The sequence below is a fragment of the Pseudomonas sp. S3_E10 genome (assembly GCF_054667615.1).
The window spans coordinates 5,313,924-5,336,682 of sequence record NZ_CP162743.1 but is presented as its reverse complement, the minus strand read 5'-3'; the positions used below and the strand labels follow the sequence as shown (position 1 = coordinate 5,336,682).

Genomic DNA, 22,759 nt, shown 5'->3' with positions numbered 1-22,759 from the left:
ATGAACCTGTCCCCCCTCAATCGCCGCCGCTTCGAACGTTTCAAAGCCAACAAGCGTGGCTGGTGGTCGCTGTGGCTGTTCCTGACGCTGTTCGTACTTAGCCTGGGCGCGGAGCTGATCGCCAACGACAAACCGCTGGTGGTGCACTACGACGGCGGCTGGTATTTCCCGGCGCTCAAGCGCTACCCAGAGACCACTTTCGGCGGCGAATTCCCGTTGGAGGCCAACTATAAGAGCCCGTATATCCGCGAACTGCTCAAGGCCAAGGACGCCTGGACCCTGTGGGCGCCGATCCCGTTCAGCTACCAGAGCATCAACTACGACTTGCGCGTGCCGGCCCCGGCGCCACCTTCTTCGGTGAACCTTCTGGGCACCGATGACCAAGGCCGCGACGTGCTGGCTCGGGTCATCTACGGCTTTCGCGTGTCGGTGTTGTTTGCCCTGACCTTGACCGTGCTCAGCTCGATCATCGGCGTGATCGCCGGGGCCTTGCAGGGCTTTTACGGCGGCTGGGTCGACCTCGCCGGGCAGCGCTTCCTGGAGATCTGGTCCGGCTTGCCGGTGTTGTACCTGCTGATCATCCTCGCCAGTTTTGTGCAGCCCAACTTCTGGTGGCTGCTGGGGATCATGCTGCTGTTCTCATGGATGAGCCTGGTGGACGTGGTGCGCGCCGAGTTCCTGCGCGGGCGCAACCTGGAATACGTGCGCGCGGCACGGGCGCTGGGCATGCAGAACGGCGCGATCATGTTCCGCCATATCCTGCCCAACGCCATGGTCTCGACCATGACCTTCATGCCGTTCATTCTCACCGGCGCCATCGGCACCCTCACCGCCCTGGACTTCTTAGGCTTTGGCTTGCCCGCCGGTTCACCGTCACTGGGCGAACTGGTGGCTCAGGGCAAATCCAACCTGCAAGCGCCGTGGCTGGGCATGAGTGCCTTTGCCGTACTGGCGATCATGTTGAGTTTGCTGGTGTTTATCGGCGAGTCCGCTCGCGATGCGTTCGACCCGAGGAAATGAGATGAATCAGGACAATCTGATCGAAATCCGCGACCTCAGCGTCGAGTTCGTCACCGGCGAGCACGTCCACCGGGTCGTCAATAACGTCAGCTTCGATATCAAGCGCGGCGAAACCCTGGCCCTGGTCGGCGAAAGCGGCTCGGGCAAGTCGGTGACCGCGCATTCGATCCTGCGCCTGCTGCCCTACCCGCTGGCCCGCCACCCCAGCGGCACCCTCTCATACGCTGGGCAAGACCTGCTGACGCTCAAGGAAAAGACCCTGCGGCATATTCGCGGTAACCGCATCGCGATGATCTTCCAGGAGCCGATGACCTCGCTGAACCCGCTGCACTCCATCGAAAAGCAGATCAACGAAGTGCTCGGCCTGCATAAGGGGCTCACCGGCAAAGTCGCGACCCTGCGCACCCTGGAACTGCTGGAACTGGTGGGTATTCCCGAACCGCACAAACGTCTCAAGGCCCTGCCCCATGAGCTTTCCGGTGGCCAGCGCCAGCGAGTGATGATTGCCATGGCGCTGGCCAACGAGCCGGAGCTGCTGATCGCCGACGAGCCGACCACCGCCCTCGACGTGACCGTACAACTGAAGATCCTGGAGCTGCTCAAGGAGTTGCAGGCGCGGCTGGGCATGGCGTTGCTGCTGATCAGTCATGACTTGAACCTGGTACGGCGCGTTGCCCATCGAGTGTGCGTGATGCAACAGGGCTGCATCGTCGAGCAGGCCGACTGCGAGACGTTGTTCCAGTCGCCGCAACACCCTTACACCCAGGAACTGCTGGCGGCCGAACCCAGCGGCGGCCCAGCCGATACCCAGATCGGGCCGCCGGTGCTGGAGGTCGATGACCTGAAAGTCTGGTTCCCGATCAAGAAGGGCTTTTTGCGCAGTACCGTCGACTACGTCAAGGCGGTGGACGGCATCAACTTCAGCCTGCCCCAGGGGCAGACCCTGGGCATCGTCGGCGAGAGTGGCTCGGGCAAATCTACTCTGGGCCTGGCGATCTTGCGCCTGATCGGCAGTAAAGGCGGGATCCGCTTCGAAGGTCAGCAACTGGACCGCCTGACCCAGCAACAGGTACGCCCCCTGCGCCGGGAAATGCAGGTGGTGTTCCAGGACCCGTTCGGCAGCCTCAGCCCGCGCATGTGCGTCAGCGAGATCGTCGGCGAGGGCCTGCGCATTCACCAGATGGGCACCCCGGCCGAACAGGAAGCGGCGATCATTGCCGCGCTCAAGGAAGTGGGCCTGGACCCGCAATCCCGGCACCGTTACCCGCATGAATTTTCCGGCGGCCAGCGCCAGCGCATCGCCATCGCCCGCGCGTTGGTGCTCAAGCCGCGCCTGATCCTGCTCGACGAGCCCACCTCGGCGCTGGACCGCACGGTACAACGCCAGGTGGTCGAATTGCTGCGCAGCCTGCAGGTCAAGTACAACCTGACCTATCTGTTTATCAGCCACGATCTGGCGGTGGTGAAGGCGCTGAGTCACCAGTTGATGGTGGTCAAGCATGGGCAGGTGGTGGAGCAAGGCGACGCGCGGACCATTTTTGCTGACCCACAGCATGCGTATACGCGGCAATTGCTGGAGGCGGCGTTTCTGGCACCCACCGGATGAAACGGCGGGAGGAGCCTGGCCCTGGCTGCCTCCTGCCGAGTTGACTGACACAAGCCACGCCATTGCAGGAACCACCTGCTACTGACGCACCGGCATCTCGCGGGATCATCGGGGTTTCCTCAACACGGAACCCCCTCATGGATGACTTTCAGCCCCTCGCCCTGGCGTGGGACGTCTCAAGCAAGGCGCGCAGCTGGTGCAGACGCTTATGGATGAAAACGACCCCGAGTCTTCAAACACACCGGCAACCGGGTATTTCGACCATCAACTGAAGGTCATCTATGTCATGGCGCCCGACTACGCATACCGGCGCAAAACCCTCATGCCTGTCGCCTCCGATACGCGCTGGTCGCGGCTGGCGCTGCTCGGCGAACACCTGGCGCTCGACATCTACGCCGATCAAAGCCTCAGCGTGTTGAGTGCATTGCAGGCCTACGCCATCAAGCGCCCGCGCAGCCAGATGCAGATCCGCGCGCTGGTCAAACGCCTGCGCCAATGGCCAGCTCCGGCGACGCCTGTCGTGCTGCCCACCGCGCGTTCGTTTAAAGAGCTGTACCGCTATCGACAGCATGTCGGTTATGGCCGGCGAACTGGATGCCACCTCCAAACACTGGCACTCCTCGGACAGGGCTATCAAATACCGGGAAATGGCCAAGCGGTTTCATTTGTTGGGGCAGATCAATACGCTGTTTTCCAACGCGTTCAATCAGAAACTCGAACAGTTGAAAGCCGCTTACAGGGAATACCTCTGTCAGGGCATGTCTCACCTGCCCCTGCGTTGGCGTGAAGCGCTGGAATACGGTTACGTGCAGTTTTTCCGCTTGAAAATGCGCGGCTCGGGGCCCGGCGATCCCTCCACTGTGGGCCGATATGGCGTGCTGGTGTACGTCTCGTATTACAGCGACAGCGCCTTCTATGAGTTCTTCCCCAGACGCCTATTGATCCGCAAACGAGCCGACCTCGACTACACACAACTCCTGCACGCCGTCGACACCGTCACCAACCAACCGTGGATGCGCTTCGACTGGCCAGCCTATGCCGGCTCCGAGCCGGCCGAATGGGCGCAGACTTCAGCGATAACCGATCTGTTGATCGACAACCTTGGCCACGAACTGGATGAAATCGCCGACCCGCCACCCCTGGATGCCGCAGGGCGACGCGTGCCACGGACCTTTGACTCCCCGCGCTCCCATGCCCTGGCGAATGTCATCTTGGAGCAGCATATGTTGCTCGACAGCCTGGCCTTACAAGCAAAAGCCAAGCAACCGCTCACCCTGCAAGAAGCGGTCAGCGGCAGTGACCCCTGGGCCGATTACCTGCGCAACGCAGCGCTCGAGCCCGACTGATACTTGAACAATCACGGTTTTTATATAAGGCTGGCTGTCCGCTCATCGCCTGGACGCCCCGCTCATGACCGCCGCCACCGCACCGCTTTTCTGGCGTGACCCTGCGCTGGCTTTTGTCGAAGCACGGACCATTGCCGACGGGCGCAACGTGACTTACACCCGGCATGCCCATGAGCATTTTTCCATCGGGGCAATCACTCGGGGGCGCAGCTATTACCACCATGGCACCCAGACGTTCGAGATCAGCGCCGGCACGCTGGTATTGATGAACCCAGGCGATGTGCATGCCTGCAACCCCATCGAAAACGAGCATTGGTCCTACCACATGCTCTATCTCGACACGGCCTGGCTGACCGACCTGCAATACCAACTGGGTTTCAGCACCGAGCAGGGCTACCGCCCGTTCAACACCCCCCATACCCGCGACCCGCTGTTGTACAACGGCTTGCTGGAGCTCTATCGGATGCTGGTGGATGAGCAGGCTGAACTCCTGCAAAAACAGAGCGCGCTGGTGAGTTATTTCAGCGAGCTCCAGGAGCGTCTGAACCCGTCGCCTGCGCCCGTGCGGGAGGTCAACCACAAGCTGGAGCGGGCCGCCTGTTACATCCGCGAGCACTGCACTCAGGCGCTGAAACTGGAGGACATCTGCCTGGCGGCCGAGCTGTCGCCGTCTTACCTGATCCGCGCCTTCAAACAGTATTACGGGCTTACACCCCATGCTTTCCTGGTGAACCAGCGTATCCAGTTTGCCCGCAGCCAACTGCGCCAGGGCGAGTTGATCGCCGAGGTGGCGCTGGCCGCCGGCTTTGCCGACCAGGCGCACTTCCAGCGCACCTTCAAACAACACGTCGCCGCCACGCCGGGGCAATATCGCGACCGGCTCAAGCCATCAGCAAATACCCCACACTGGCCACCAGCAACGCGGCCATTGAACGGTTGAACAACCGCACGCCCTTCGGGTTGCTCAGGTAACGACGCAGAAAGGTCCCGGCGTAGGCCCAGCACGCCACCGACCAGTAGCAGATCACCAGGTAGAGGCCAGCAAACAACCAGACTTGTGCCGCATCGCCATCGGCGACAAACAAGCCCATCCCCGCCACACACGCCAGCCACGCCTTGGGGTTGAGCCACTGCATGATCGCGCCATAGAGCATCGACGGCGCGGTGGCGCTGCCATCGGCATCCAACTGGCCATTGTCCGCGGCCAGTTTCCAGGCCATGTACAGCAAAAAGGCGACCCCGCCCCACTGGATCAATTGGGTCAGGAGGGGCCAGCGCACCAGCACTTCATGCAGGCCCAGGCCGATCAACACCAGCAGCAGGGTAAAGCCGACGGCGGCGCCGAATACGTGTTTTTGGCTGGCGACAAAACCGAAGCGGGCGCCGGAACTCAGCGCCACCACATTGACCGGTCCCGGGGTGATGGAGGTGGCCAGTGCGAAGGCGGCCATGGAGATGATCAAGCTCATTGGGGTTACCTTTTTTTATGAGGAGCGTAAAGAGGTCACCACGGTATAGGGCTAGGCTGGAAGGGTATTGAACAAAATTGCCCTGGGTTAGGTTGACGAGTCTGTCGACGGAGTACGGGGCGTTTTTCGAGCAAGAGAGCTTTTTGCTTGGCGGCCTTAGAGCCGACCTGACCGTTGAGGCGTACGCGGTGCCGCTTCTACTTCCTCAGCCGCTGACGAAGTCAGCAATCTTTTGATCTGGCTTTTGCTTTTGCTTTTGATCTTAGGCGCCCCGTTAAACACGCTGGCCGAACGCAGGCTTGAATCCGTGGGTAACCCGGCAGGACGCCGGGTTAGCCGCCCCGCGCCATGGATGGCGCGTGGCGGCGGCCCACGGACTCAAGCCGGAGTGAGGGCACACCGAGCCTAAGCGAGGTGCCGAGTGTTGGGGCAAGAGCCCTTTTGGTTACTTTTGGGGCTCTTTTCCAAAAGTGACCCGCCGTAAGGGCGGAACCCATAGCCGCCGCGACCGCAGCAACGGATATGTACTCAGACCAAGGCTGATCCGCCGCCATTGATCGACCACCGACGCCCCCACCCCACTTCGCCTAACTCACCCTGTTGAAGCACCTGAACACAATGACACTGGCGCAATTGGCCAAAGATTTTAATGAGCACTATCGCCTGGCGATGCTGCCCTAACGCTGCGCAGGAATGCGGATATCACCCTCACGGCATTGGGTTTTCACACTGCGCGGGCACCCAGCAAAGGCCAGGTCCTTGGTCAGACACACCCGCACTTCCGACAACACCTTGCCTTTGCAAATCACCGCCAGCCCATGGTTGCCCATACGCGGGTTGCTCTGGCGAAACAGCGCCTCGATCTCACGGGCCGGCAACGCAGGCGGTGTATTGAATGGCTGCAATTGCGGCGGAATGACCACCGCCCCCAGTGCCGCGTCGGTTTTTTCCAGGTACGCCAGCGGTTCAAGCCCACTGCAGGTGCCGTGCTTGGCCCATTCGTGCTTGAGCAGCGAACGCGTGGGGAACAGCGTGGCGCCCTTGTCTATCGCCTCACCCGACAAGCGCGACTGCGAATCACAGGAGGCCGGCCACCCGCCCCGTGCGTATTGCGGCCATAACCCGTGCAGTACGAAACCGTAACCCTTGCCTGAACACTGTTCGTTGTCGGGGTGCGTCAGGCAGAACGTCGGCGACCATGACAACGACAACACATAAAAATCAAACTCCCCAGGCGCACCCTGGTTGCGCGGGGCAGCCATTGCGCTGGTGGCAACTACGAGCCACAACGCGATCCAATATTTCATCCGTCCAATTCCTTGAAAAAAAACCAGCCAACCACGACTACCCAGGCAAATAGGGGTTACGTTGCAGCACCTTGTCCAGGATCCGGTCGGTCTTCAGCGCTTCGATCGCCAGCGACGGATGCTCGGCTTCACCGCGAATATGCGCGTTCATGGCCACCACATGGTGCCACTGGATATGGGCGTGGCATGGCACTTCCAGCACTTCGTGGGTCTCGCCTTCCAGGTGCAGCGGTTGGTCTTCGAACACCGAAAAGCGGATACGCCCGCGACTGCCGACCAACTCGACCCAATCCTCACGGCGATCCGCGACAAAGTTCCAGCAGCCCATGCCCAACGCGCCGGAGCTGAACGTCCAGCACGCCGTCACCGCGTCTTCGGCGGCATAGCGTCCGGCCTGGCGCGCGGTAAAGCCCGAGACTTCAATGATGTCTCCGGCCAGGTACTGGAACAGGTCAAAGCCATGGCTGGCCAGGTCGGCAAAGTAGCCACCCCCGGCAATCAGCGGGTCGGTGCGCCAGTTGGCGGCGCTGGCATCCTCGGCAGCCGGCGGTTTGCATAAGGTCCAGGTGAGGTGGCGCAACTCGCCGATGCGCCCTTTGCGCAGCCACTCGCGCACTTGCTGGAAACGTGGAAGCGAGCGGCGATAGTAAGACACAAACAGGTGCAGGCCGGCGCGCTCAAAGGTGCGTTGCATCAATGCGCTCTGTTCGGCATTCAGCGCCATCGGCTTCTCGACGCAGCAATGTTTGCCGGCGGCCGCCACCATCAAGCTGTATTCCAGGTGGCTGTCAGGCGGCGTGGCGATGTACACCGCGTCCACTTGAGGGTCGTTGATCAGTGCCTGAGCGTCGGTATAGAAACGGGCAATGCCATGGCGTGCAGCATAATCGCGCACTGCGGCCTCACGGCGCCCCATCACCGCTACCAGGGCCGAACCTGGCGCTTTGTAGAAAGCGGGTCCACTCTTTACCTCAGTGACACTGCCACAGCCGATCATGCCCCAGCGTACGGTGCTCATCAGTTTTCCTCGTGCGTTTTGGTCCGTCGGGCAGTATCCACATACAGGCGCCCGCGCGCCATAACCACTTAGCATGACAATTGCATTACACTTTTGTGACACTCATCCCGCTGCGGGGGCACAGACGATGAAAATCAGGGCAACGGTTATTTGCGAAAACGAGGGGCATATCCTCTTCGTGCGCAAGGCCAGATCGAAATGGGCCTTGCCCGGCGGCAAGGTCGAACGCGACGAACGCCCGGTGGGCGCCGCCGAGCGCGAGTTGGAAGAAGAAACCGGGCTGAACGTTGACGGGTTGCTGTACTTGCAAGAGCTGAAGGCGCGCGACACGCTGCACCATGTGTTTGAAGCCTCGGTAATCAATATCGACGAAGCGCGGCCTTGCAACGAAATCGTCGACTGCCAGTGGCATGCCTATAACGCCCTGGAGCAACTGGACACCACCGACGCCACCCGGCACATCGTCAAATCCTTTCTACGACGCCTGTAGTTCAGCGCTCTGCCCGCTGCCCAGCAACCCTCGTTTCACCTCACCGTTGGCTTTTTGCCGTTCGACAAAGGAATTGACGAACGCGGCAGCCGCCGCATGAGCCACCGGTACCGCCATGGCTTGGCGGATGGTCATGAAGTCATCCTCCAGTAGGCGCCATTGCTCCGAAACCCGGGTACGCAAGAAATCCCGCACACCGGCTGCCGCCTCCAGGCGCTGTTCGATAAACCAGTCCACCGCAGCCGCGGACGTCGGCGCACGCACCAGTTCGGCGTGTTGCAGCGTACGGTTCAGGTACAAATCGTAGGCGGCCCCCTGGCCCACGGCGATACGCGTGCCCGGTGCGTCCAACTGCGCAGCGTGGGTCAGCGGCGAATTGGCCGGCACCAGGCAGGTTCCCTTGATCGCTACGTACGGCGTGCTGAAGGCGATCTCCCGTTCACGCACCGGCTCGATGGCGAGGAACGCCACGCGCCACACATCATCGGCCAACGCGGCGAAGACCTTGCCCGCCGCCTCGAAGGTGATCAATTCCAGCGTGACACCCAGCGCCTCGGCCAGTGCATTGGCGAGCACCACGCTGACGCCCTGGGGCTCGCCATGTGGACCGCGTTGGGCGAGTACCGGGTTACCGAAATTGATGGCGGCACGCAGCACGCCATTGGGGGCCAGTTGGTGTAGGACTTGGGGATCAATCATCGGGGCTTCCTTGTCAGGTTCGTGGCGCGGCATTGGGTGATCGGGCCGATTATGCCCTGCAACGCAGCGTCTACCCAGCCGATCAAACCGCCACGCCTCGCCCAGCCCTTTCCAACCCCCGCCACAGCCAGCCGGGCAGCACGTCGGGGTCCAGACTATCAATCAGGTTCTTCAACCCCAGCCCCAGCTCCGTGTCGCCTTCGATCACCAAGCGTCGCCGAAAAAACAACGTATCCGGATCCTCCTGCCGGCTGGCCAGCAACAAAAACTCGCGCCAGTTGCCACGGATAGTCACCTGCGCCTCAGCCTGTTGCGCGATGCGCAGCCCGTCACGCCCGAGGGTCAGGTACCAGCACAACCCCAGGTCCGGAATGCGTAAACACAGCCAGCGCCCACGTAGCAGGTCGAAGCCGCCCTCGCGCAACGGCTCGGCCAGGCAGCGGTTGAGGGCCTGTTGCAAGGCCAGCCGCTGCATGCCGAACGGCACACGGCGGATCAGCGGCAACACGCGGTCCGCCCCCTTGAGCAGCCATTGTTTGCGACTTAGCACAGCCCCACCTCCTCGACCCGCAGCATGCCGGCCTGGCCATGCCAGTAGCCGTTGCAGCCCTCGACAAACAATGGCGGCGTGGCGCCCTGGCGCACCTGGTCGAAGGCACGTACCACCTCGATCATGCCTTCGGCCCGCGGGCTCAGGCGCAGCAGGTCGGCGCCGCAATGCACCAACGCGGGATAATCAGCCAGCAAGTTGGTGACGTCGGCGGACAGGGTCTGTATGCCGTTCAGGGTAAACAACGGCTGCCCCTCCTGACTGGTCAGGGCCATGCCGTCGGGGTAGTTGAGGCAGCAGAACTGGCAATCGTCCTTGGGGCGGTTTTCGGCACGGGCGGTAAAGCAGCGCGCCGAGTAGGCCAGGGGTAGATGGCCGTAGGCGAAGATTTCCACCTCGGGCAACGGCCGGCCCAATTCGCGCACTTGCGCCAGCACATCGGCGATCAGGCCTTGGGAACATTCCACCGGCGGCACCCAGCGCTGCATGCCGGCATCGAGCAGTTGCACCAGGGCGTGGCCGTTGTAGAGGTTGAGCGCCGGGCCACCGACAAAGGGCAGGTTGCGTTCGATCAGCAATTGCACCGCGCCCATGTCGTTGGCCTCCACCAACAATTGGCCGTTGTCGCACAGGCGGCGCAGGCTGGAGAGTTCCGAGGCGGCTTCGATCAGGGTCAGGCTCGACAGCACGATTTGCGCCGAGCTGCACGCCTGCAGCTCACGGCCCAGGCCCAGCCAATGGTCCAGGGAAAACGCACGGCGCTTGGAGCACACGGTTTCGCCCAGGTAGATCACGTCCAGGGGCAAGCCGGCCATGTCGGCATAAAAGCGCCCCAGGTGGTCCTTATCCCAATAAAACAGCACCGGTCCGAGGCTGAGTTTCATCGATTTTTCCTCATTGCCATGCACGGTGGTAAGCCCCCAGAGTGGTCTGGCTGCCTTCGGAAAGCCCGGCGAGCGCGCGTCGCCACGGCTCCTGCACCACAAAGTTGGCCGGGGCGCCGCGGTACGCGTCGAGCGCCGCGCGCCACACGCGGGTGACTTGCTCCACATAGGCCGGGCTGCGTTGGCGGCCCTCGATTTTTATCGCTGCCACGCCAATCGCACTGAGCTCGGGCAACAGGTCCAGAGTGTCGAGGCTGGTGGGTTCTTCCAAGGCATGAAAGCGCTTGCCGCCAACCAGGAAGCGGCCCTTGCACAGGGTCGGGTAGCCGGCGGGTTCGGTGGGGGTGTAGCGGTCGATCAGCACTTCGCTCAGACGTGCGCTGAGGCCCTCGGCGTCGTCGCTCCAGCGCACCGCCTTGGCCGGCGAGCATACGCCGCACAGGTTGGGCGACTCGCCGGTGATGTAAGAAGACAGGTGGCAACGCCCTTCCGCCATGATGCACAGGCTGCCAAAGCCGAAGACTTCGATGGGCACCGTGCTGCTGGCCGCCACTTGCTTGACCTGCGCCAGCGACAGCACCCGTGGCAACACCGCGCGGCGAATACCGTAGCGCTCGGCGTAGAATTTGAGCGCCGCCGCATGGGTGGCCGAACCCTGCACCGACAGGTGCAACGCCATCTGCGGATGGCGCTCGGCCGCGTAGCCGAGCACGCCGGGGTCGGCGGCGATCAGCGCATCCACGCCATGGTCGGCGGCGCGGTCCACCGCACGTTGCCAGCGCGGCCAGATCTTCGGTTGCGGGTAAGTGTTGACCGCCACGTAGAGCTTGCGCTGGTGTTGGCGGATATGCGCGACGGCGGCGTCGAACTGCTTGTCGTCCATGTTCAACCCGGCAAAATGTCGGGCATTGGTGTCATCGCGAAACCCCACGTACACCGCGTCGGCACCTTGGCGCACAGCGGCTTTGAGGGCGGGCAGGTTGCCTGCCGGGCAGACCAGTTGCATCACAGCTCCTTATTCAAAATCGGCAAACGACACGAACGCGACCGGCGCGCCCTTGAGCACTTGTTGCTCGCACTCGATTATCACCAGGCCATCGGCCCAACACGCCGCCGTGAGCATCGCCGAGCTTTGCTGGGGGTGAAGGATGGCGCGCAATTGCCCATCCACGCCTGGTTTCAAGCGGGCACGCAGGTATTGGCGACGCTTGTTGGGCTTAAGCCACTCAAAGCCGGCCATCACGTTGACCGGCACCGGCAGCACCCGCTCCGCGCCTTGGGCGCGCAGCAAAAACGGACGCACCACCACCAGCGCGGTAACCAGCGCGGCGGTGGGGTTGCCGGGCAGGCCGATCCAGGGTTTGCCGGCCACGCGGCCAAAGGCCAGGGGCTTGCCGGGCTGGATCGCCAGGCGCCAGAAATCCACATTGCCCAATGCCTGAATCGCCTGTTTGAGATGGTCCTCCTCGCCCACCGACACGCCGCCCGTGGTCAGCAGCAGGTCGCACTCGGACGACGCCAGCACCAAGGCGTCGCGGCTGGCCGCCAGGGCGTCGGCCATCACGCCGTAGTCATGCACCTCCACGCCCCAACCGCGCAGTAACGCAGCGACCAGGTGACGGTTGCTGTTGTAAATCTGCCCCGGCGCCAGCGGCTGGCCAGGTTCGCGTAGTTCATCGCCGCTGCTGAGCAGGCACACCCGCAGCGGCCGGTAGACCTTGACCCGCCCGATGCCCGCCGCCGCCAACAAGCCGATTTCCTGGGCGCGCAGGCGCCTGCCGGCACTCAACACGCGCTGGCCGCGTTGCAGTTCTTCGCCACGCTTGCGCACGTGTTCACCCAGGCGCAACGGCGGGCACCAGATGCGCTGGCCATACACACGGCAACGCTCTTGGGGCACGACACTGTCAGCACCAGGCGGCAGTGGCGCACCGGTAAAGATCCGCACGGTTTGCCCGGCTTGCAACGGCACATCGCTGCTGTGACCGGCGGCGATCCGCCCGGCCAGCATCAGGTAACCGCCCTGCTCCGGCACATCAAAGGCACGCAGGGCGTAGCCGTCCATGGCGCTGTTGTCCCAGCCCGGCAGGTCCAGAGGCGAGAACACCTCTTCGGCGGTCACCCGGCCAAGGGCCTGGCCCAACGCAATGACTTCGGTGGACGGTGGCGGCGGCGCCTGGGCCAGCAACTGCTCGATGGCGGCGTCCACCGCCAGCAAGTCGCCGCTGTCGCACACGCTCATGACCGCGCCTCGCAGACGCCGAGTACTTGAGCGGCCTGCGGTTTAAGGTGCGGCACGAAATTGCACGGGCCGGTGCGACTGTCCAGTTGGCTGAGCAGGATCTGGTCCCACGCGGTGCGACAGGCGCCAGGCGAACCGGGCAGGCAACACACCAACACGCCGTTGCTCATGCCGGCCAGGGCACGCGATTGCAGGGTCGACATGCCGATCTCGGCCAGCGACACCTGGCGGAACAGCTCGCCAAAGCCGTCGACCTGTTTATCCAATAACGCCAGTACCGCTTGAGGCGTGTTGTCGCGCGCCGTGAAGCCGGTGCCGCCGGTCATCAGCACCACTTGCACCTCAGGGTCGGCGATCCACAGGGAGACCTGCGCGCGGATCTGGTAGATATCGTCCGTCACCAAACCACGGTCCACCAACACATGCCCGGCGCCCAGCAAGCGGTCCACCAGGGTCTGGCCGGAGGTATCCGTGTCGAGGGTGCGGGTGTCGCTGATGGTCAGTACGGCGATGTTCAGGGGGACGAAATGCCGTTGTTTCAAATGGGCCATGATGGAGGCTCCAAACGTCAGAAAAGTAGTCGTCAGCCTGCACCGCAATGGGCGCAGGGCCTATTCCTCGGAGGAGGTATGCCGTTAGGGGGCGAGGCGTGTGCGCTGCCATGCGCCATCGTGCAGGCGATAGTCGAGACGGTCATGCAGGCGGTCGGGGCGGCCTTGCCAGAACTCGATGCGCCGCGGTTGCAGGCAGTAGCCACCCCAATGCTCGGGCCGTGGCGGGCGATGGCCGGCGAAACGCTCGGTGACCTCGCGCAAGCGGCTTTCCAGTTCGCTGCGATGGCCAAGCGGCTGGCTTTGCGGCGAGGCCCAGGCGCCCAACTGGCTGGCGGCGGGACGGGCGTCGAAATAGTCGTCCGACAGCTGCGCATCCGCCCGTACCACCGGGCCTTCGACGCGCACCTGGCGCTCAAGCCCCGGCCAGAAAAACGTCATGGCGGCGTGGGGATTGCTCGCCAGCTCCTGGCCCTTGGCGCTCTGATAATGGCCAAAGAAGAAAAAACCGTCAGCGCGAAAGCCCTTAAGCAACAGGATGCGGCAATGGGCATGCCCGTCACGGTCGACCGTGGCCAGGGCCATGCTGTTGGCCTCGGCCGGGGGCACTTCGGTCTTGCGCGCCTGATCGAGCCACTGGCCAAACAGTGCCACGGGATCGTCCTGTACCAGGTCGTCCCTCAAGCCATACAGGGTGTAGTTGCGGCGCAGTTGTGCAAGAGACAGGGGCATGGCGCGGTCCTCCAGAAAGTTCGCCACAGTGTGGGAACTGCCGCTGCGTTATCCCTTGATCGCGATCAACATTCGTGCGCGGCATGACGCCGCACAACCGCTACCACAACGACTTGGCCAGGATCACGATCAACACCATATGCAGCAGGATGCTGCGCCGGATCCACACCGCGCGCCGGGGGCTCAGGCGTTGGTGGGTCAGCCAGTACGCCAGCAACACGTAATGGCCGATGATGCTCAGGGCCAGGGTGATTTTCAGGCTCAACAGCAGCGCAAAACGTCCGGTCCACGGCATGCCCCAATAGTGCCAGGCCAAACCGATGCCCGCGCCGTACAGCAGCACCACCACGCCATGCAGTACCTGGCGTGAACGCCGGGCAATTGCCTGCTCGGCGGTGAACTGCGCCGACCAGGCCAGTTCTTGCCGGGCGCTGTGCCAAATCACCACTTCAAAAAACAGCGTGCCGATAAAGGCGACGGCCGCCAGCAGATGCACAATCAACAGCCACGAATACAGCATGGGGTTCTCCTAACCGGGGTGCCCGTCGACGCGCGCCTGCCACAACATCGGCCCATAACGCCACAGGTACAACCCCAGGCCGACGGACCAGCACAGGCCGGCCAACCACAACGCCGCCACCGGCCACACCGGCACCATCAACACCCGGCAGACACACGCCAGGTTCAGCAGCACAAAGGCCAGGGTCATTCCGCTTGGCGGCTGCAAGGGCCGGCCGGTGTGGCCCAGGCTGACCCGCGCGATCATCGCCAGGATCAAACCGCCCATGGCGCCTACGGTCAGCGCATGCACCGCCAGGCTCGGGTTGAGCGGCGCCCCCAAGTGCCACAGCGCCATGCCCAGGCACGCCAGTGCCAGCCAGGCATACGCCAGGTGCAACGACCACAGCAGCGGCACGCGCCACAGGCCACGATCATGCCAACGCGCCAGGCGCAACAGATGGCCAAGGCCCAGGGCGGCGAACAAGCCGCCAAGCCACACTCCGGGCGCAGCCGCCAGACCTGCGGCATAGGCCAGCGCCACCAGGATCGCGCCGCCCAATAACAGGCGATCAAGCCAGGGCCAGGGTTTTACCGCCTCGACCCGGCCCAGCCCGCGCTGGGTAAAAAACGGAATCACGCGGCCGCCGATCAGGCCCATCATCGCCGCCACCAGCCATAACCCGGTGAGCACCGACTGGCGCTGCCAGCCATCGTCCTGACGCAACAGCCCGTACAGCGAAATCCCATCCGCCACGGCCAGCAGCACCAGCACCAGCACAATCGGGTAGTTACGCTTCTGCCGTACCTGCCACAGTGTCCACCCCATCACCCCGGCCACGGCCAGCGGGAAACTCAGTTCCAGCAGCGCCAGCAACGGCCATGGCAGGTTCAGCAACCAGCCCAGCCGCGCCGCCAGCCACAGCCCGGCCAGCGCCGCCAACGGCCCGCCGCTGAGGCCGGGGCGACCGGTCCAGGTCTGCACGGCCGTGAGCAGGAACCCGGCGATCGTTGCCACGCCAAAGCCAAACAGCAACTCATGCCGATGCCACGCCAGCCAGCCGCCGGCCGGCTGCCAACCGCCGGTGGCGCCACCCAGGGCCAGCAACCACAAGGGAATCGCCAGCGCCGCCAACAGGCACGCGCCGAGGAAAAATGGCCGGAAGGCCAAGCGAAACAACGGGGTAATCGACATTGCCTTGCGCCGATCCAGTACGTGCATGCCACGGCTCCTCCACTCATCATTGCGCGAATTTTGCGCCGGTGCGCGGGCGTTGCCCTTGTCGCAGATCAAGCTGCGCCAAGGCGCCCTGGATTAACCTTGAGCCCCTTCCCCCCCTTGTGTACCGAGGTAATGATGGTGCTCCATCGTGTCCATCACCAGATCCTGCGCAGCCATCACCTGTTCGAGCCCATGGACGAGGCCCAACTCAATGAGCTGATGAGCAGCAGCCAATTGCTCAGCGTCGACAAAGGCGAGCCGTTGTTTCGCCAGGGCGAGCCCGCCGACGCGTTCTATTTTGTGATTGCCGGCGCGGTGAAGATCTACCGTCTGACCCCGGACGGCCAGGAGAAAGTGTTCGAGGTCATCGGCGAGCGCCAGACCTTCGCCGAAGCGATGATGCTGATGGACACCCCCAACTACGTGGCGTGTGCCGAAGCGGTGTGCCCCACCCAGCTGTATCGCCTGTCCAACGCCACGTACATGCGCCTGCTGCAGAGCAACAGCCGCCTCACGTTTGCCCTGCTGGCCAAGTTGTCCGTGCGCCTGCATCAGCGGGTCAATGAGATCGAAACCCTGTCGCTGAAAAATGCCACCCACCGCGTGGTGCGCTACCTGTTGACCCAACTGATGCACCTGCACGCCGACGCGACGCGCTTCGAGTTGCCCATGGCCAAGCAATTGATCGCCGGGCACTTGTCGATCCAGCCGGAAACGTTCTCACGGATTATCCGACGCTTGATCGACGAACGGATCATCACTCAGGACGGTCGCCACATCGCCATACTCGACCGCCCGCGCCTGGAGCAATTTGAGTGAAAAAGTGCCTGTATTGCCAACAGCGCAATGCCGAGCAGCGCGACACCTGCGAACGCTGCGCGATGCCCCTGCCCGCCTCCGAAGCCGTCACCCAGGCGCGACGGCTGAGTCGCTTCCAATGGTTTTGCCTGGGCCTCACGCTGTTTTGCATCGCCATGTTCTTTTGGCTGCCGCGCAGTTTCTACTGACGCTCGGTGAGTTGGCGGTACAGCTGCGGCAAGCGCTGCGGTAACTGTTCGGGCTGGCGGATCAAGGTAAAACCGTGGGCGCCGAACATGTACGGCACATAGTCGCCGGCCTGTTTGTCGATGGTGATGCAAAACGGCACCAAGCCTTGGCGCCGCGCCTCCAGCACCGCCTGGCGGGTGTCTTCCACGCCATAGCGGCCTTCGTACAGGTCCAGGTCATTGGGTTTTCCGTCGGTGAGCAGCAACAGCAATTTGCGCCGCTGCCGGCATGCGCCCAGCAGGTTCGTGGCCTGGCGAATCGCCGCGCCCATGCGGGTGTAATAACCCGGTTTCAGCCCTTGGATCGCCCCGCGTATTTGATCATCGTAAGGCTGCTGGAATGCCTTGAGCGCCTGCAGGCGCACCTGGTGCCGGCGCAATGATGAGAAGCCGTACAGCGCAAACCGATCCCCCGCCCCCGCCAGGCTTTCAGCGAACAGCAGCAGGCTGTCGCGAATCACGTCGATGACCTTTTGCGTATCGTTCAAGTGCGCATCGGTGGACATCGACAGATCCGCCAGCAGCAGGCATGCCAGGTCGCGGTGGGTGTGGCGCTGCTCCATGAACAGGCCGCGCTCGGCACAGGCACCGTGCTGACGCTGCACGTGAAAATCCAGCCAGGCTTGCACGTCGAGCTCTGTGCCCTGGGGTTGCTGGCGTTGCCACTGGCGGTCAGTGCGCAAGTGCTGGAATTGCCGGCGCAGCCGCCGGGCCTGGGCAACCAGACGCTGCGGCAACGGCTGGGGTTGCGCGTCGCGCGGTTGCATCAGTTGCAGGTTGACGAAGCCGTCTTGCAGGCGTTGTTGACGGTAGTCCCATTCGGGCAATTTGATGCCCTCGCCCAGAGGGATATCGTCGACGTCGGCCGGTGGCAGGTCCAGGTGCAGTTTCAGGCCGCCACTCTTGCGCACGCGCTGGCGCGACAGGCTCAACTGGTCGAGGTCTTCGGCGACGCGTGCGGCGTCCGGGTCCTGGCTGTCGTCGGACCAGCGATCAAGGTCGATGTGCTCGGTCCAACTGAACAGGTTTTCCAGGCGCACCACCAATAGGCCGCCGTCGCGGCTGTTGTCGTCCAGGCGCGTGGCGCGCTTGGGGGCGCCGGTTTGTTGGCCTGGCGGGGTCGCCAGGTCTTCGCCGTCGTCATCCAGGGCGCCGCCCTGGGGCGTGTCCAGTTGCAAGGGCGGGTACAACCACAGGGGCAACGGCCAGGCGGCCCGCTCGCTGCGCGGCACATGGCGCACGCTGCCGGGCTCGCGCAGGGCCTTGCGCAAGGCTTTTTCCACGGCCGCTTCGTCGGGAGGCAAGCTGGCGGGTTCAGGGCGCAGGGCAATGTGCGCGTCCACCAGGCGCCGGTAGCTGGGCCGCAGTGCCGGGTAACGCTGCAACAGCAGCCAGGTCCAGCGCTGGTTGTCGCGTGCCCAATGTGTCATCGGCCCCGACTGCGCCGCCAGCAGCGCCAGCCACCGGTAGAGTTCGCGGTTCAGCGCGGCCTGGGGGAACACCGCGAGGCTCGCCGGCAGGCGCAGACGACTGCCGTCACAGCTGGCCAACGGTGCTTGCTTGCAGGTGCCGGCGATGCGCATCAGCACATTGCGCCGCAGCAGCAGATCGCGCTCGGCGGCGGCTTCCAGGGTGATACCGGCGGCACCGCCGAGGGCGCGAAACAGCAGGGCGAGGCTGCGCTGGTGGTCGGCCAATTGAACCTGCGCTTCGGGGAAGGCCACACTGGCGCGGCGCGTGATGAAGCGGTGCCAGGCGCTGCCGACCCACTCTTCCAGTTCCAGGGTAAAGGCCATTGGGTGTGCTCCGATTGTTGGGAGGGGTTGCGTGGCGGCCTTAGGGCCGACCAGGTTCTTGGTTGGGGCGAGTACATATCCGTTGCTGCGGTAATGGCGGCTATGGGTTCCGCTCTTACAGCGGGTCACTTTTGGAAAAGAGCCCCAAAAGTAACCAAAAGGGCTCTTGCCCCAACACTCGGCACCTCGCTTAGGCTCGGTGTGCCCGAACGCAGGCTTGAATCCGTGGGCCGCCGCCACGCGCCATCCATGGCGCGGGGCGGCTAACCCGGCGTCCTGCCGGGTTACCCACGGATTCAAGCCTGCGTTCGGCCAGCGTGTTTAACGGGGCGCCTAAGATCAAAAGCAAAAGCAAAAGCCAGATCAAAAGATTGCTGACTTCGTCAGCAGTTAAGGAAGTAGAAGCTGCACCGCGTACGCTTCACTGATCAGGTCGGCTCTAAGGCCGCCTCGCTTTGTTTTTGATCTGGAGCGCCCCGTTAACCACGCTGGCCGGAATTCGATAGTGATTTGGGGGGTAAACCGGCAGGGATGCCGGTTTAGCCGCCCCGCGCCATGGATGGCGCGTGGCGGCGGCCCCCCAAATCACTGTCGGATTACGGGCACACCGAGCCTAGGCGAGGTGCCGAGTGGTGGGGCGAAGCGTTTTTGGTTACTTTTGGCTGGTCCGGCATTCCGGCTTTTCCAAAAGTGACCCGCTGTAAGAGCGGAACCCATAGCCGCCGTGACCGCAGCAACGGATATGTACCCGCCCCAACCCAAGAACCTGGTCGGCCCTAAGGCCGCCACGCCCCCCTCAACCCCATCTGAATCGCAGCACCCTCAGTAAACGATCCGCACCGCTGCTTCAGCCACCCGACCACGCTGCCGAAAGCTATACAGGTAACAAAGCAACCCCACCAAAAACACCACACCACTGCCCAACCGCGCCCAAAACAACACCTTCAGATGATCCATCGTGGCCATAAACGGCAGCGCCACACCGTCCACCGGCCAGCGTTGCAACCACACCTGCACGGCACCCGCGGCGGTGAGGAACAGGGTAATCATCACCATCGACAACACCATCATCCAGAAGCCCCACACCTCAAGCGTCTGCGCACGCGCATCCGGCGCTTCACCCAGCCCCCGCAGACGCGGCATGGCGTAGCTGATCAGGGTCATCACGATCATCGCGTAGGCACCGAAGAACGCCAGATGCCCGTGAGCCGCCGTAAGTTGGGTGCCGTGGGTGTAAAAGTTGACCGGTGCCAAGGTATGCAGAAAGCCCCAAACCCCCGCGCCGAAGAATGCCGTGACGGTGGTGCCCTTGGCCCACAACGTGGCCGCACGGTTGGGGTGCTGGCGCCGGCGGCGTTTGACCATAGTGAAGGCGAACATCACCATCGCCAGGAACGGCAATGGTTCGAGGGCCGAGAAGATCGAACCGACCCACAGCCACACCTGCGGTGCACCGATCCAGAAGAAGTGGTGGCCGGTGCCGATGATGCCGGTGATCAAGGCCATGGCGATGATCACGTACAGCCATTTCTCCACCACCTCGCGGTCGACGCCGGTGACCTTGATCAACACGAACGCCAGCATCGAACCCATGATCAATTCCCACACACCTTCCACCCACAGGTGCACCACCCACCACCAGTAGAACTTGTCCCGCGCCAGGTTGCCGGGGTTGTAGAAGGAGAACAGGAAGAACACCGCGAGGCCGATCAGCCCGGTCATCATCACCATGCTCACGGTGGTCTTGCGGCCTTTGAGCAGGGTCATGCCGATGTTGTACAAAAAGCCCAGGCACACCACCACAATGCCCATCTTGGTGAGCGTCGGCTGCTCCAGGAACTCACGCCCCATGGTCGGCAGCAGTTCGTTGTGGGTCAGCTTGGCCAGCGCCGCATAGGGCACCAGCAGGTAGCCGAGGATGGTCAATACGCCCGCCACCGCAAATACCCAGAACAACAGGATCGCCAGTTTGGGGCTATGCAGTTCGCGGTCGGCCTCTTCAGGCACCAGGTAATAAGCCGCGCCCATGAAGCCAAACAACAGCCACACGATCAGCAGGTTGGTATGAACCATCCGCGCCACGTTGAAGGGGATCAGCGGGAACAGGAAGTCACCCACGACGTATTGCAGGCCCATGATCAGGCCGAACAGCACTTGGCCGACAAACAGCATCAAGGCAAACACAAAATAGGGTTTGGCCACGGCCTGGGATTGGAATTTCAGATAGGGATTGGCGCTGCGCATGGCTCAGCCCTCCTTGTTCGGTGGCCAGTTATTGGTATCGATCTTCGAGCTCCACTTGAGGAACTCCGCCATGTCGTCCACCTCCTGGTCGCTGAGGTTGAATTGCGGCATGGCCCGGCGTCCTGGCACACCCAGAGGCTGCATCTTCATCCAGGCATGCAGGAACGGTTTGAAGCCCTCTTCACCGCCCCGGCGCTTGAACACATTGCCCAGCTCCGGCGCAAAGTACGCGCCTTCGCCCAGTAAGGTGTGGCAGCCGACGCAGTTGTTGCGCTCCCATACGCCTTTGCCGCGCACCACCGCGTCGGTCAGTTGGTCAACGTTGCTGCGGGCGGGAAAGGTTTGTTCGGTGTGATAGGTCAGGGCCAGGAAAATCAGGAAGAAGAACACGCTTCCTCCAAAGTAAATATTCCTGGCCATGCCTTTGGTGAAGGTCTCTGACATGCTCGCTTCCTCATGGCTTGGCGGTGGCCATGATAGGAAGGTGGGGAGGCAAAGCTGCTTGATGGCGATCAAGAATTGTTGATCGAAGCGCTGGGATATTTTCGCCGCTCAATGCACCGCTTCAAGCGCTTGCTGCGCCTTGCCTTTGGCCTGCCCGCGCAGATACAACGCCTCCACCAGCTTTTGCCGCTCATCCTGAGGCAACCCGCTGGCAAACTGCGCCAACGTCGTGTCCACCAACGCCCTGAGCGCCGCATCCGCCTCGCGCGCCTTGGCCAGTTCGGCCACCAGTACGTCGCGGTCCAGGGTCGGCGCCTGCAGTTGCCTGATCACGCCCATGCGCGCCTCACGCCCGGCCATGACCAGCGGCTGGCTGTCGGCACGGTTGTGCCGCAGCAGTTGACGCAATTCCTTGCGGCGCTGCGGCGGCAACTTGAACATGGCCTGGCGCAACCCATGTTGGTTGACCATCGCTTCAGCCGGCTCGGCAACGGTCATCCAGTGATAAAGGCCGCCCCCTACCCCACCGATCAAAAACACGTTGAGCAACACCGACACGAACAACCAAGGCTTAAGGGATCTGGCTGTCATTGTTCGGCTTCCTGCGCGTTGACGTTGAAGACGACCTGCGCATCGCCCTGATCAAAGACACTGGGCAATATCTCGGCTGGCAGGCTGGGCAACGGCATGCTCAAGGACGCCACCAACATCCCGGTGACGACACCGGCGATGCCCGCGCCAACAAGGCTCGCGGGCGAGAGCCAATCGGCATAGCGCGACCAGAAAGAGCGGCGTACGGTTGCCGACTGACGAATCCGCCGGGCCAGCGCCGGGTCGGCGCATGCCGGTTGATGGCTGTCCAGTTGCCGATCCAGCCAACCCGCCGTCGCCAGGGTCTGGCGCGCGTGAAGGTTGCCGCTGTCCAGCAGGGCTTGGGCCGCGTCCTGTTCAGCGGCAGGCCAGCGCCGCAGATCGGCGCCGTAGGCATCGGCCAGGTAGGCAAAGCGTTCAAGTGTCATGTGGTTCCCCTTCCTGGGCGGGCAAGCCCGGGTGTGTCGGCAAGTTGGCTGCGCAACTGGCGGCGGGCCCGCGACAGCAGGCTTTCCAGTGCCTCGACGCTGATATTCATCAGGGCTGCGGCGTCAATGTTCGACAGCTCCTGGTAGTACTGCAACACAATGGCTTCGCGCTGGCGCTCGGGCAACGCGGCCAAGGCGGCAGCCATGCGCGCGCTGCGCTCGGCGGTTTCGAGTTGCTCATCGGCCGATGGCGCACTGTCCGGCAGCTCAAGCACGTCTTTATCGTGCAGAGCTCGCTCTTTGCGCCGACGCAAACGGTCGTGGCACAGGTTGAGCGCCACCCTGTGCAACCACGTATCGAAACGCGCCTCGCCGCTGCGCCAACCGGCGGCGTGCCGCCAGATGCGCAGGAAACTTTCCTGGGCCACGTCCTTGGCCTCGTCGGCATCCCCCAGCAACCGGCTGGCGAGCGCCAGCAAACGCGGGAGCTTGCGCGTGACCATCTCGTTGACGGCGGCAGGTTCGTTGTTGCCGATACGCGCCAGCAGCTCAACGTCCGGATCAATGTCTTTCAAT

Annotated in this window: 26 protein-coding genes; 8 read left to right on the top strand and 18 right to left on the bottom strand. The window is 63.2% G+C overall.

What is annotated here, in order from left to right; genetic code table 11:
* The 5 genes from AB4N98_RS24575 (at window position 1) to AB4N98_RS24555 (ending at window position 4,912) form a co-directional block, all read left to right on the top strand.
* On the top strand, window positions 1–1,020 hold the full coding sequence (locus AB4N98_RS24575; protein ID WP_065878847.1) for an ABC transporter permease: 1,020 nt from the start codon (window positions 1–3) through the stop codon (window positions 1,018–1,020).
* A gap of 1 nt (window position 1,021) precedes the next feature.
* Complete coding sequence (locus tag AB4N98_RS24570) at window positions 1,022–2,626, top strand: ABC transporter ATP-binding protein (RefSeq protein ID WP_017528581.1); 1,605 nt, start codon at window positions 1,022–1,024, stop codon at window positions 2,624–2,626.
* A 208-nt stretch (window positions 2,627–2,834) separates the two neighbouring features.
* Complete coding sequence (locus tag AB4N98_RS24565) at window positions 2,835–3,413, top strand: hypothetical protein (RefSeq protein ID WP_135196823.1); 579 nt, start codon at window positions 2,835–2,837, stop codon at window positions 3,411–3,413.
* Complete coding sequence (locus tag AB4N98_RS24560) at window positions 3,385–3,972, top strand: hypothetical protein (protein WP_460148963.1); 588 nt, start codon at window positions 3,385–3,387, stop codon at window positions 3,970–3,972. Before AB4N98_RS24565 ends, AB4N98_RS24560 begins: the two co-directional genes overlap by 29 nt.
* Window positions 3,973–4,036: 64 nt before the next feature.
* On the top strand, window positions 4,037–4,912 hold the full coding sequence (locus tag AB4N98_RS24555; protein ID WP_065878841.1) for an AraC family transcriptional regulator: 876 nt from the start codon (window positions 4,037–4,039) through the stop codon (window positions 4,910–4,912).
* Here AB4N98_RS24555 and AB4N98_RS24550 read toward each other — a convergent pair.
* The 3 genes from AB4N98_RS24550 to AB4N98_RS24540 all read right to left on the bottom strand — a co-directional run bounded on the left by AB4N98_RS24550 (window position 4,854) and on the right by AB4N98_RS24540 (window position 7,766).
* The gene (locus tag AB4N98_RS24550; protein ID WP_017528584.1) at window positions 4,854–5,441 is read right to left on the bottom strand and encodes a LysE family translocator; all 588 of its coding nucleotides are present in this window, start codon (window positions 5,439–5,441) and stop codon (window positions 4,854–4,856) included. The two genes, AB4N98_RS24555 and AB4N98_RS24550, sit on opposite strands and share 59 nt — an antisense overlap.
* Window positions 5,442–6,118: 677 nt before the next feature.
* Entirely contained in the window at window positions 6,119–6,748 is a 630-nt protein-coding gene (locus AB4N98_RS24545) for a ribonuclease T2 family protein (RefSeq protein ID WP_017530685.1), read from the bottom strand.
* Window positions 6,749–6,785: 37 nt separating this feature from the next.
* Window positions 6,786–7,766 carry a Gfo/Idh/MocA family protein gene (locus AB4N98_RS24540; protein ID WP_017530686.1) on the bottom strand — a complete coding sequence of 327 codons (981 nt, stop codon included), beginning with the start codon at window positions 7,764–7,766 and terminating at the stop codon, window positions 6,786–6,788.
* Between the two features lie 127 nt (window positions 7,767–7,893).
* On the opposite strand from AB4N98_RS24540, the gene AB4N98_RS24535 reads away from it, so the two are divergent.
* Window positions 7,894–8,256, top strand: coding sequence for an NUDIX hydrolase (locus AB4N98_RS24535; protein WP_017530687.1), 363 nt, complete (start codon window positions 7,894–7,896; stop codon window positions 8,254–8,256).
* Here AB4N98_RS24535 and AB4N98_RS24530 read toward each other — a convergent pair.
* The 9 genes from AB4N98_RS24530 to AB4N98_RS24490 all read right to left on the bottom strand — a co-directional run bounded on the left by AB4N98_RS24530 (window position 8,242) and on the right by AB4N98_RS24490 (window position 15,634).
* A complete protein-coding gene (locus AB4N98_RS24530; RefSeq protein ID WP_065878839.1) occupies window positions 8,242–8,955 on the bottom strand; it encodes a transporter substrate-binding domain-containing protein in 714 nt (237 codons plus the stop codon). The genes AB4N98_RS24535 and AB4N98_RS24530 overlap by 15 nt on opposite strands.
* An 82-nt stretch (window positions 8,956–9,037) precedes the next feature.
* Window positions 9,038–9,505, bottom strand: coding sequence for a ubiquinone anaerobic biosynthesis accessory factor UbiT (gene ubiT / locus AB4N98_RS24525; RefSeq protein WP_017530689.1), 468 nt, complete (start codon window positions 9,503–9,505; stop codon window positions 9,038–9,040).
* Entirely contained in the window at window positions 9,499–10,389 is an 891-nt protein-coding gene (locus AB4N98_RS24520) for a U32 family peptidase (protein ID WP_017530690.1), read from the bottom strand. The genes ubiT and AB4N98_RS24520 overlap by 7 nt, the downstream gene beginning before the upstream one ends.
* Window positions 10,390–10,399: 10 nt before the next feature.
* Window positions 10,400–11,395, bottom strand: coding sequence for a ubiquinone anaerobic biosynthesis protein UbiU (ubiU, locus tag AB4N98_RS24515; protein ID WP_017530691.1), 996 nt, complete (start codon window positions 11,393–11,395; stop codon window positions 10,400–10,402).
* A gap of 9 nt (window positions 11,396–11,404) precedes the next feature.
* The gene (locus AB4N98_RS24510) at window positions 11,405–12,631 is read right to left on the bottom strand and encodes a molybdopterin molybdotransferase MoeA (RefSeq protein WP_017530692.1); all 1,227 of its coding nucleotides are present in this window, start codon (window positions 12,629–12,631) and stop codon (window positions 11,405–11,407) included.
* Window positions 12,628–13,182 carry a molybdenum cofactor biosynthesis protein B gene (gene moaB, locus AB4N98_RS24505; RefSeq protein WP_017530693.1) on the bottom strand — a complete coding sequence of 185 codons (555 nt, stop codon included), beginning with the start codon at window positions 13,180–13,182 and terminating at the stop codon, window positions 12,628–12,630. The genes AB4N98_RS24510 and moaB overlap by 4 nt, the downstream gene beginning before the upstream one ends.
* A gap of 84 nt (window positions 13,183–13,266) precedes the next feature.
* Complete coding sequence (gene pdxH, locus AB4N98_RS24500) at window positions 13,267–13,914, bottom strand: pyridoxamine 5'-phosphate oxidase (protein ID WP_017530694.1); 648 nt, start codon at window positions 13,912–13,914, stop codon at window positions 13,267–13,269.
* A 100-nt stretch (window positions 13,915–14,014) separates the two neighbouring features.
* On the bottom strand, window positions 14,015–14,434 hold the full coding sequence (locus AB4N98_RS24495) for a hypothetical protein (protein ID WP_068937263.1): 420 nt from the start codon (window positions 14,432–14,434) through the stop codon (window positions 14,015–14,017).
* A 9-nt stretch (window positions 14,435–14,443) separates the two neighbouring features.
* Entirely contained in the window at window positions 14,444–15,634 is a 1,191-nt protein-coding gene (locus AB4N98_RS24490; RefSeq protein ID WP_065878837.1) for an NnrS family protein, read from the bottom strand.
* Between the two features lie 135 nt (window positions 15,635–15,769).
* On the opposite strand from AB4N98_RS24490, the gene AB4N98_RS24485 reads away from it, so the two are divergent.
* The gene (locus AB4N98_RS24485) at window positions 15,770–16,453 is read left to right on the top strand and encodes a Crp/Fnr family transcriptional regulator (protein WP_065879140.1); all 684 of its coding nucleotides are present in this window, start codon (window positions 15,770–15,772) and stop codon (window positions 16,451–16,453) included.
* A complete protein-coding gene (locus AB4N98_RS24480; RefSeq protein WP_017530698.1) occupies window positions 16,450–16,641 on the top strand; it encodes a hypothetical protein in 192 nt (63 codons plus the stop codon). Before AB4N98_RS24485 ends, AB4N98_RS24480 begins: the two co-directional genes overlap by 4 nt.
* Here the strand turns inward: AB4N98_RS24480 and AB4N98_RS24475 are convergent.
* The 6 genes from AB4N98_RS24475 to AB4N98_RS24450 all read right to left on the bottom strand — a co-directional run bounded on the left by AB4N98_RS24475 (window position 16,635) and on the right by AB4N98_RS24450 (window position 22,758).
* Window positions 16,635–18,476: a nitric oxide reductase activation protein NorD gene (locus AB4N98_RS24475; protein ID WP_065878835.1), complete on the bottom strand. Its 1,842-nt coding sequence runs from the start codon at window positions 18,474–18,476 to the stop codon at window positions 16,635–16,637. The two genes, AB4N98_RS24480 and AB4N98_RS24475, sit on opposite strands and share 7 nt — an antisense overlap.
* A gap of 822 nt (window positions 18,477–19,298) precedes the next feature.
* The gene (locus AB4N98_RS24470; protein ID WP_017530586.1) at window positions 19,299–20,720 is read right to left on the bottom strand and encodes a cbb3-type cytochrome c oxidase subunit I; all 1,422 of its coding nucleotides are present in this window, start codon (window positions 20,718–20,720) and stop codon (window positions 19,299–19,301) included.
* Between the two features lie 3 nt (window positions 20,721–20,723).
* Window positions 20,724–21,164 (bottom strand): c-type cytochrome, encoded by a 441-nt coding sequence (locus AB4N98_RS24465; protein ID WP_017530585.1) that lies wholly within the window; start codon window positions 21,162–21,164, stop codon window positions 20,724–20,726.
* Window positions 21,165–21,272: 108 nt separating this feature from the next.
* Window positions 21,273–21,755, bottom strand: coding sequence for a periplasmic heavy metal sensor (locus AB4N98_RS24460; protein WP_017530584.1), 483 nt, complete (start codon window positions 21,753–21,755; stop codon window positions 21,273–21,275).
* Entirely contained in the window at window positions 21,752–22,183 is a 432-nt protein-coding gene (locus AB4N98_RS24455) for a hypothetical protein (protein ID WP_065878831.1), read from the bottom strand. The genes AB4N98_RS24460 and AB4N98_RS24455 overlap by 4 nt, the downstream gene beginning before the upstream one ends.
* Window positions 22,180–22,758 (bottom strand): RNA polymerase sigma factor, encoded by a 579-nt coding sequence (locus AB4N98_RS24450; protein WP_135197023.1) that lies wholly within the window; start codon window positions 22,756–22,758, stop codon window positions 22,180–22,182. The genes AB4N98_RS24455 and AB4N98_RS24450 overlap by 4 nt, the downstream gene beginning before the upstream one ends.
* Window position 22,759 lies beyond the last annotated feature (1 nt).